This window comes from Micrococcus luteus (genome assembly GCF_022664405.1).
GTDB lineage: Bacteria > Actinomycetota > Actinomycetes > Actinomycetales > Micrococcaceae > Micrococcus > Micrococcus luteus.
The window spans coordinates 56,417-64,974 of sequence record NZ_JAKRLB010000016.1 but is presented as its reverse complement, the minus strand read 5'-3'; the positions used below and the strand labels follow the sequence as shown (position 1 = coordinate 64,974).

10 protein-coding genes are annotated in these 8,558 nt (G+C 73.4%); 7 read left to right on the top strand and 3 right to left on the bottom strand.

Annotated elements, in window-relative coordinates; genetic code table 11:
• The 4 genes from MF605_RS08525 to gndA form a co-directional block, all read left to right on the top strand.
• Nucleotides 1-142: integrase core domain-containing protein (locus MF605_RS08525; protein ID WP_242821264.1), on the top strand; the 142-nt coding region annotated here is incomplete at its 5' end.
• 10 nt (nt 143-152) lie between these two features.
• A complete protein-coding gene (locus MF605_RS08520; RefSeq protein WP_036312781.1) occupies nt 153-653 on the top strand; it encodes a hypothetical protein in 501 nt (166 codons plus the stop codon).
• 204 nt (nt 654-857) lie between these two features.
• On the top strand, nt 858-1,772 hold the full coding sequence (gene ppk2 / locus MF605_RS08515) for a polyphosphate kinase 2 (protein ID WP_036340172.1): 915 nt from the start codon (nt 858-860) through the stop codon (nt 1,770-1,772).
• Between the two features lie 79 nt (nt 1,773-1,851).
• Nucleotides 1,852-3,414: an NADP-dependent phosphogluconate dehydrogenase gene (gndA, locus tag MF605_RS08510; protein ID WP_134417064.1), complete on the top strand. Its 1,563-nt coding sequence runs from the start codon at nt 1,852-1,854 to the stop codon at nt 3,412-3,414.
• Between the two features lie 19 nt (nt 3,415-3,433).
• Here gndA and epsC read toward each other — a convergent pair whose 3' ends face one another.
• The 3 genes from epsC to msrA all read right to left on the bottom strand — a co-directional run bounded on the left by epsC (nt 3,434) and on the right by msrA (nt 5,667).
• A complete protein-coding gene (gene epsC, locus MF605_RS08505) occupies nt 3,434-4,021 on the bottom strand; it encodes a serine O-acetyltransferase EpsC (protein ID WP_020624780.1) in 588 nt (195 codons plus the stop codon).
• A gap of 43 nt (nt 4,022-4,064) precedes the next feature.
• Nucleotides 4,065-5,000 carry a cysteine synthase A gene (gene cysK / locus MF605_RS08500; RefSeq protein WP_134417063.1) on the bottom strand — a complete coding sequence of 312 codons (936 nt, stop codon included), beginning with the start codon at nt 4,998-5,000 and terminating at the stop codon, nt 4,065-4,067.
• 85 nt (nt 5,001-5,085) lie between these two features.
• Complete coding sequence (gene msrA, locus MF605_RS08495) at nt 5,086-5,667, bottom strand: peptide-methionine (S)-S-oxide reductase MsrA (RefSeq protein ID WP_012750832.1); 582 nt, start codon at nt 5,665-5,667, stop codon at nt 5,086-5,088.
• Between the two features lie 113 nt (nt 5,668-5,780).
• Between msrA and MF605_RS08490 the strand changes: the two genes are divergently transcribed.
• The 3 genes from MF605_RS08490 to MF605_RS08480 all read left to right on the top strand — a co-directional run bounded on the left by MF605_RS08490 (nt 5,781) and on the right by MF605_RS08480 (nt 8,533).
• Nucleotides 5,781-6,710 carry a Nif3-like dinuclear metal center hexameric protein gene (locus MF605_RS08490; protein WP_134417062.1) on the top strand — a complete coding sequence of 310 codons (930 nt, stop codon included), beginning with the start codon at nt 5,781-5,783 and terminating at the stop codon, nt 6,708-6,710.
• A complete protein-coding gene (locus MF605_RS08485; protein ID WP_134417061.1) occupies nt 6,707-7,441 on the top strand; it encodes a zinc ribbon domain-containing protein in 735 nt (244 codons plus the stop codon). The genes MF605_RS08490 and MF605_RS08485 overlap by 4 nt, the downstream gene beginning before the upstream one ends.
• A gap of 81 nt (nt 7,442-7,522) precedes the next feature.
• Nucleotides 7,523-8,533: a reverse transcriptase-like protein gene (locus MF605_RS08480; RefSeq protein ID WP_134417060.1), complete on the top strand. Its 1,011-nt coding sequence runs from the start codon at nt 7,523-7,525 to the stop codon at nt 8,531-8,533.
• The last annotated feature ends 25 nt before the right edge of the window (nt 8,534-8,558 follow it).

Genomic DNA, 8,558 nt, shown 5'->3' with positions numbered 1-8,558 from the left:
CTCAGAGACAGCTCGGCGTGAGGCGCTGGCCGTGTGGGTGAACCACTACAACTACCATCGGCCTCATACCTCCTGCGGGGACGCCCCTCCGGCCTCGTTGGCCCCGGCCCGAGTCAACAACGTCATGACCTCTTACAACTAGGGTGGAGCGCATGTCCGCGACCCCCCTCGGCTTCTGGAAGCTGCCCGCACGTCCCGACGGCGCCGCCCGTCACCTCGCCGTCATCACCGGGGGCGAGGCGCAGCAGACCATGCTCTTCCTCCAGGACGGGCAATGGTCCATCCTCGCCCTCTTCCAGGACGAGCTGGCCGGCAAGGCCGCCGCCCGCACCCTGGACGCGCTCCTGCAGTCCGTCACCTGTCTGCGCATGGGCGGCCGTGACGTCCTCGACGGTGCCGACACCCCGCGGCCCGGTATCGAGTGGGCCGGCTACGACCGCGAGTTCGAGGAGGCCGACGTGGCCGAGCAGCGCGACGTCGAGCCGCGCGGCCGGATCTGGATCCTCCCCGCCACGGACGGCGCCTCCGTCGGCCTCAAGCTTCCCGGGCACCGCCGGTACGACGACGCCGTCGCCCAGTTCGCCGACGTCGACGCGGCGCGTGCCGCCGTCGCGGCGATCGACGAGCTCCTGGGCGTCGGCCCGCGCGGCTGAGCCGGCCGGCGTTCGTCGGCCCGGGGTCGTGACCGTTCGCCTCCCAGGGTTCACCTGCTGTTCACCCGGCTGCGCTGCCGGGCCCGGCTTCCTCGTCCGCCGCCCACCCATAATGGTGTGAAGAGCACAGGCCGCGGCCCGCCTCCGTCGTACCGAGGAGGGGACGGGCGGGCACGGTGACGCACCCAGTGAAGGAGACGGTCCATGGAGCTGCTGCAGCCCGACGCCCCCCGCGAGAACCTGCGCGAGTTCATCGACAAGCTGCGCGACGGCGGCTACACCGTCTCGGACGGCCACACCAACGATCCCGACCTGATCGATCCGCAGGGCCGTGCCGTGGAGACGTGGAAAGAGGACTACCCGTACGAGACGCGCATGACGCGCGAGGAGTACGAGCTGGAGAAGTACCGCCTGCAGATCGAACTGCTCAAGCTGCAGTACTGGGGCGAGGACACCGGCCAGCGCCACATCATCGTCTTCGAGGGCCGCGACGCCGCCGGCAAGGGCGGCACCATCAAGCGCTTCACCGAGCACATGAACCCCCGCACCGCCCGCGTCGTGGCCCTCAACAAGCCCTCGGACCGCGAGCTCGGCCAGTGGTACTTCCAGCGCTACATCCAGCACTTCCCCACGGCGGGCGAGATCGTGCTGTTCGACCGCTCGTGGTACAACCGCGCCGGCGTCGAGCGCGTGATGGGCTTCGCCACGGACGAGCAGTACCGCCGCTTCATGAACCAGGTGCCGCTGTTCGAGAAGATGCTCGTGGACGACGGCATCCACCTCACCAAGTTCTGGTTCTCCGTGACACAGACCGAGCAGCGCACGCGCTTCGCGATCCGCCAGATCGACCCGGTCCGCCAGTGGAAGCTCTCGCCCATGGACCTCGAGTCCCTGGACCGCTGGGAGGCGTACACGGAGGCCAAGGAGGCCATGTTCCTCCACACGGACACGGACCACGCCCCGTGGATCTCCATCCGCTCCAACGACAAGAAGCGGGCCCGCCTCAACGCGATGCGCTACTTCCTGTCCCAGTTCGAGTACGAGGGCAAGGACCACGAGGTCGTCGGCACCCCGGACCCGCTGATCGTGCGCCGCGGCCGCGACGCCGTGGGGGACTGACCGCGGTCGACGTAGGCTGGGGGCGGGTCCGTGTCCGGCACGGCCCGTCCCACCGTCCGAGCCACAGGAGGCCCCCGCGATGACCGAGCAGACCACCACCGTCCCCGTCGGCGCCGCCGACATCGGCGTCACGGGCCTGGCGGTGATGGGCGCGAACCTCGCGCGCAACTTCGCCCGCCACGGCTACACGGTGGCCCTGCACAACCGCAGCCGGGCCCGCACGGACCAGCTCGTGGCCGAGCACGGTGACGAGGGCGCGTTCGTGGCGACGGAGACGCTCGCCGAGCTCGTGCAGTCCCTCGCCGTGCCGCGCCGGGTGCTCATCATGGTCAAGGCGGGCGCCCCCGTGGACGCCGTCATCGACCAACTCGTCCCCCTGCTGGACGAGGGCGACATCGTCCTCGACGCCGGCAACTCCCATTTCGAGGACACCCGCCGCCGCGAGGCGGCCCTCGCCGAGAAGGGCCTGCACTTCGTGGGCGTCGGTGTCTCCGGCGGCGAGGAGGGTGCCCTGCACGGTCCGGCGATCATGCCCGGCGGTCCGGAGAAGTCCTACGAGGCCCTCGGCCCGATGCTCGAGAAGATCGCCGCGCAGTTTGAGGGGGAGCCGTGCTGCGCCTGGGTCGGCACGGACGGCGCCGGCCACTACGTGAAGATGGTCCACAACGGCATCGAGTACGCGGACATGCAGGTCATCGGCGAGGCCTACGACCTGCTGCGCCGTGTGGGCGGCCTCGAGCCCGCCGAGCAGGCCGAGGTGTTCACGGCGTGGAACCAGACCGACCTGGCCTCCTACCTCATCGAGATCACGGCCGAGGTGCTCGCGCAGGTGGACGCGGCCACGGGCCGCCCGCTCGTGGACGTGATCGTGGACGAGGCCGGGCAGAAGGGCACCGGCCGCTGGACCGCGATCTCGGGTCTCGACGTCGGCTCCCCGGTGGCCGCGATCGCCGAGTCCGTCTTCGCCCGCTCGCTGTCCTCTCAGCGCGCGGTGCGCGAGGTCGCCCGTGAGACCCTCGCGGCCGGCGTCGACGAGGAGGCGCAGCGCGCCCCGCAGGACACGGACGCGTTCGTGGAGGACGTGCGCCAGGCGCTGTTCGCCTCCAAGCTCGTGGCCTACGCGCAGGGCATGGACATGCTCGCGGCCGCCGCCGAGGAGTACGGCTGGTCGCTGGACCTGGGCACCATCGCCTCGCTGTGGCGGGACGGCTGCATCATCCGCGCCGACCTGCTCGACGTGATCATGCAGGCCTTCGGCGGCCGCGACACCTCCCGCCATCCGGCGCCGGGCACCCGCGCCCCCGGCCAGCCGCTCAACCTGCTCTTCGCCCCCGAGTTCGCCCAGGCGATCGCCGAGGCCCTGCCGGCCTGGCGCCGCGTCGTCGGCACCGCCGTCGCCGCGGGCGTGCCGGTCCCGGTGTTCTCCTCGGCCCTGGCGTACTACGACGGCCTGCGGGCCGACCGCTTGCCGGCCGCCCTCGTGCAGGGCCAGCGCGACTACTTCGGCGCCCACACCTACCTGCGCGTGGACCGCGAGGGCTCGTTCCACACGCTGTGGTCCGGCGACCGCACCGAGGTCGACGGCGAGGGCGTGCTCGTGGTCATGCCGCAGCCGACCGAGGGCGACCCCACGCAGGACTGACCCGGCGAGGGCCCGGCCCTCAGATCCAGAGGGCCGGATCCACGTACTCCGCGGGGTCCACGAGCGGCTTGCCCTCGGCCGGGCCCTTGCGCGGGCGGACGGTGGCCGGCACGCCGGTGGCGATCGCGTCGGCGGGGGTGTCCTTCACGACGACCGCGTTGGCGCCCACCGCCGTCCCCTCCCCGATCTCGACGGGTCCGAGGATCTTGGCGCCGGCCCCCACCACGACGCCGTCGCGCAGCGTGGGGTGCCGCTTCACCTTGGCCAGGGAGCGGCCGCCGAGGGTGACCCCGTGGTACAGCATCACGTCGTCACCGATCTCCGCGGTCTCGCCGATCACGACGCCCATGCCGTGGTCGATGAAGAACCGACGGCCGATCGACGCGCCGGGGTGGATCTCGATCCCCGTGGCCGCGCGCGTGACCTGCGAGAGCACGCGCGCGGGCATCTTCAACCGGTCATGTCGCCACATCCGGTGCGCGACGCGGTGCGCCCACACGGCGTGCAGACCCGAGTAGACGAGGGCCACCTCGAGGTCACCGCGCGCCGCCGGGTCATGGCTGCGGACGGTCGCGATGTCTTCCTTGATGCGGGAGAACAGTCCCACGGGCGGCCCCTTCGGGTCGGTGCGGTCGGTGAGCGGGCGGCGGTCAGCCGCGGATGTCCTCGAAGAGGGCGGTGGAGATGTAGCGCTCGCCGAAGTCACACACGATGGCGACGATCAGCTTGCCTTCGGACTCGGGCTTGGCGGCCTCCTTGAGGGCGGCCGAGATGATCGCGCCGGTGGAGATGCCGCCGAGGATGCCCTCCTCGGTCCCGAGCCGGCGGGCGGTCTCGATGGACTCCTCGAAGGTGGCCGGGTAGACCTCGTCGTAGAGGTCGGTGTCGAGGATCTCCGGCACGAAGTTCGCGCCGATGCCCTGGATCTTGTGGGGGCCGGCCTGGCCGCCGGAGAGGATGGGGGAGTCGGCCGGCTCGACGGCGATGAGCTTCACGTCCGGCTTCTGCTCGCGCAGGTACCGGCCCGCGCCCGTGATGGTGCCGCCGGTGCCGACGCCGGCGATGAACACGTCCACGGCGCCCTCGGACGCGTCCCAGATCTCCGGGCCGGTGCCCGTGTAGTGGGCCTGGACGTTGGCCTGGTTCGCGAACTGCTGGGCCCAGATGGAGTTCGGGGTGCTGCGGACGATCTCCTGGGCGCGCTCGAGGGCGCCGCGCATGCCGTCTGCCCCGGGGGTCAGCACGATCTCGGCGCCGAACGCCTTGAGCATCACGCGGCGCTCGGTGGACATGGTCTCGGGCATGGTCAGGATCACGCGGTAGCCGCGTGCCGCGCCGACCATGGCCAGGGCGATGCCGGTGTTGCCGGAGGTGCCCTCCACGATGGTGCCGCCGGGGGTCAGCTCGCCGTTCGCCTCCGCGGCGTCGACGATGGCGGTGCCGATGCGGTCCTTCACCGAGTTGGCCGGGTTGTAGAACTCGACCTTCACGGCGACGTCGCCGGGCAGGTCCTTCGCGAGGCGGTTCAGCCGGACCAGGGGCGTGCCGCCGACCGCCTGGGTGATGTCGTCAAGGATGCGGGCCATGGTGGTACCTCCGGTGGTGGTGCGCCTCGGGGCGCGGGCGATCTAGTGGGTGTTCCTGCGTCAGGCTATCGAGCCGCGGCGCCGCTCAGGCGTCCACGAGCCACGCGGAGTAGTTCCGGCGCACCTTCGCGAGCTTCGGATCGATGACCACACGGCAGTATCCATTGGAACGGCGCCGCGCATAGAAGTCCTGGTGAATGTCCTCGGCCGGGTGCCACGCGGACGCCGGCTCGACGCGTGTGACGATGGGGCTGTCATAGTTCGCCTGCGCCCGGGCGATCTCGTCCGCGAAGAACCGGGCCTCGGCCTCGTCGTGGGCGAAGACGGCCGAGCGGTACTGGGTGCCGACGTCGGCCCCCTGGCGGTTCAAGGATGTGGGGTCGTGGCCGGTGAAGAACAGGTCCATGATCACCTCGGGCGGCACGACGGCGGCGTCGAAGCGCACACGGACCGCTTCGGCATGGCCGGTGGTCCCGGTGCACACGGACTCGTAGCTCGGGGCGGGGTCGTCGCCTCCGGTGTAGCCGGACTCGACGGCGAGCACGCCCCGCACGCGACGGTAGACGGCGTCGAGGCACCAGAAGCAGCCGCCGGCGAGCGTCAGCTCGCGGACGTCGGCGGGCGCGCCGGAGGCGCCGAGGGGCTCGGTACGGGGGGAGTCGGTCATGGCAGGCACAGCAACGCGGGCCGCGCTTTTCATTCCCGACGACGCCGCCCCGTGCCGTCACCCAGGGCCGTCGGGTCGTGCGTGCCCGGGCCGGGTGGGCCATCATGGCCGGTATGACCGTGTCCCGTCCCGCCGTCCCCGCCTCGCCGGTGCATGCCCTGGCCCCGCCGACGCTCGGGCAGGTCCTCGAGGTCGTCCAGGGGCTGTGGCCGCGGGAGCTGGCGGAGCCGTGGGACGCCGTCGGGCCGGTGGCCGGGCGCCCGGAGTCGCCGGTGCGGACCGTCCTGTGGGCGCTGGATCCCGTGCAGGCCGTGGCCGACGAGGCCGTCGCCCGCGGGGCCGACCTCGTGGTCACCCACCACCCGCTCCTGCTGCGCGGGACCTCGTCCGTCGCCGCCGTCGGACACGCCGCCGCCGCGAAGGGCCGCCTGCTGCACACCCTGATCGAGCACCGCATCGCCCTGCTCGCCGCGCACACCAACGCCGACGCCGTCGTGGACGGCGTCTCGGACGTGCTGGCCCGTGCCGTCGGCGTCACCGGGGCGCTCTCGCCCCTGACGACCTCTGCCGCCGGCACCGGGGCCGAAGGCATCGGCCGGGTGGGCGACCTGCCCGAGGAGACCGACCTGGCCGCCTTCGCCCGGGCCGTGCACGCGGCGTTGCCCGCCACGGCCGGCGGCGTGCGCGTGGCGGGCGATCCCGCCCAGCGCATCCGCCGCGTCGCCGTGTGCGGCGGTGCCGGAGACAGCCTCTTCGACGCGGTCCGCGCGTCCGGCGCGGACGTCTACGTGACCGCCGATCTGCGCCACCACCCGGCCTCGGAGGCCCGGGAGACGGCGGTGTCGGGGGATGGACGTCCCGCGCTCGTGGACGTCTCGCACTGGGCGAGCGAGTCCCTATGGCTCGAGCACGGCGCCCGCGCCCTGGAGGCCGCCCTGGCGGAGCGGGGACTGGGCGTCACCACCCTGTTCTCAGATCACCGCAGCGACCCCTGGGACTTCCTGGTCGGGGGAGAGCGGGCCGACGAGGGGAGTCACGCATGAGTGAGGTCACCGCACCGCCGGCCGTCCAGGCCCGGCTGCTGGAGCTGCAGGAGCTCGACACGGCCCTGGACCAGGCCCGCGCCGCCGTCCGTCGGCTCAAGGCGGACCCGGAGCACGCCCGGCTGCGCGCCCGCGCGCTGGAACTCGAGGAGGCGTTGCCCGGCCTCGAGGATGCCGCCCGCACCGCCGACCGGGCGGGAGCCGAGGCCACCGAGAAGGCCGCCGCCACCCGCGCCCGTCGGGACCGGACCCGGGAGCGGCTCGAAGCGGGCCAGGGCGGGTCCAAGGAGCTGCAGGCCATGCAGCACGAGGACGACACGCTCACCGCACTGCTCGATGACCACGAGGCCGCGGCGCTCGAGGCCATGGAGGCCGCCGACGCCGCCAAGTCCCGGCTCGCGAAGGGCCACGCCGCTCTGGAGCAGGCACGGGCCGAGGTCGAGGCCCGCGCGGCGGAGGTGCGCCGCGAGGGGCAGGCCGTGACCCAGCGTGGCCGGGACCTCATCCAGCGCCGGGCGGCGTTGGCCGCGGAGTTCCCCGCGTCGTTGCTGGCCCTGTACGAGCAGGCGCGGGAGCGCAACGGCGGCATCGGCGCGGCCCGGCTCGTCGGGAACCGGTCCGCGGCCGCGGGCACGGAGCTGTCGCCCGCGGAGGTCGCGCGCATCCGGGCCCTCCCGCCGGCCGCCGTCGCCCGCTGCCCCGAGTCCGGCGCCATCCTCATCCGGGACTGACCCCGGGCCCCGCCCCCGGCGCGATCAGTAGAGTGGGGGGCCGCGTCGGACGGCGCGACCACGGACACGAGGAGGCGCACGGTGAGCGGACGAGTCCTGCAGGTGGAGGCCGACGGCGGGTCGCGGGGCAACCCCGGCGTCGCCGGCTATGGTGCCCTGGTGCGCGACCCGGCCACGGGCGAGATCCTCCGGACCGACGCCGCCCCGCTGGGGAAGGCGTCGAACAACGTGGCCGAGTACTCCGGGCTCGTGGCCGGGCTGCGGATGGCCCGGGACCTCGACCCCGAGGCGCGGGTGCACGTGCTGATGGACTCCAAGCTCGTGGTGGAGCAGATGTCCGGGCGGTGGAAGATCAAGCACGAGGACATGCGGCGCCTCGCGGCCGAGGCCCGGTCCGTGCTGCCCCCCGAGCGCGTCACCTACGAATGGATCCCGCGCAACCGGAACAAGGACGCCGACCGCCTCTCCAACGAGGCCATGGACGCCGGCGCGCGGGGCGGCCAATGGGACGCGGGCGCGTCCGAGGTGCCGGTCGCGGCCCCCGCGGCCGCGGGGTCGACCGCCGCGGAGGCGTCCACGACCTCCGCGTCGGCGGTGGCCGGGTCCGGCCTCGAGGCCGACGCGGACGTCCGGGCCGTGGAGGCGGACGGGCCCGACGCCGTCGCCTCGCCGGAGGATGCGACCCCGGCGCCCGCGCCCACGGGCCGGCTGCACCACGTGGAGATCTGGGTCGCGGATCTGGCGGCGGCCGAGGCGAGCCTCGGCTGGCTGTTCGGCGAGCTCGGCTACGTGCCCGGCGAGGGGTGGGCCGAGGGCCGGACGTACCAGGGGGCGGGGGAGTACCTCGTGCTCGAGGCCGGGCCCGACGTCGCCGCGGGCGCCCACGAGCGCACCCGCCCGGGACTGAACCACCTGGCCTTCCGGGCCGGATCACGCTCCCGCGTGGACGAGCTCACCGCCGCCGCGCGCGGCCGGGGGTTCCGCCTGCTCTTCGAGGACCGCCACCCGCACGCCGGGGGAGCGGACCACTACGCCGCCTACCTCGAGACCGCGGACGGCTTCGAGGTGGAGCTGGTGGCCGTCGAGGACTGAGGCCGCGTCCGGGCGGACCGCGCCT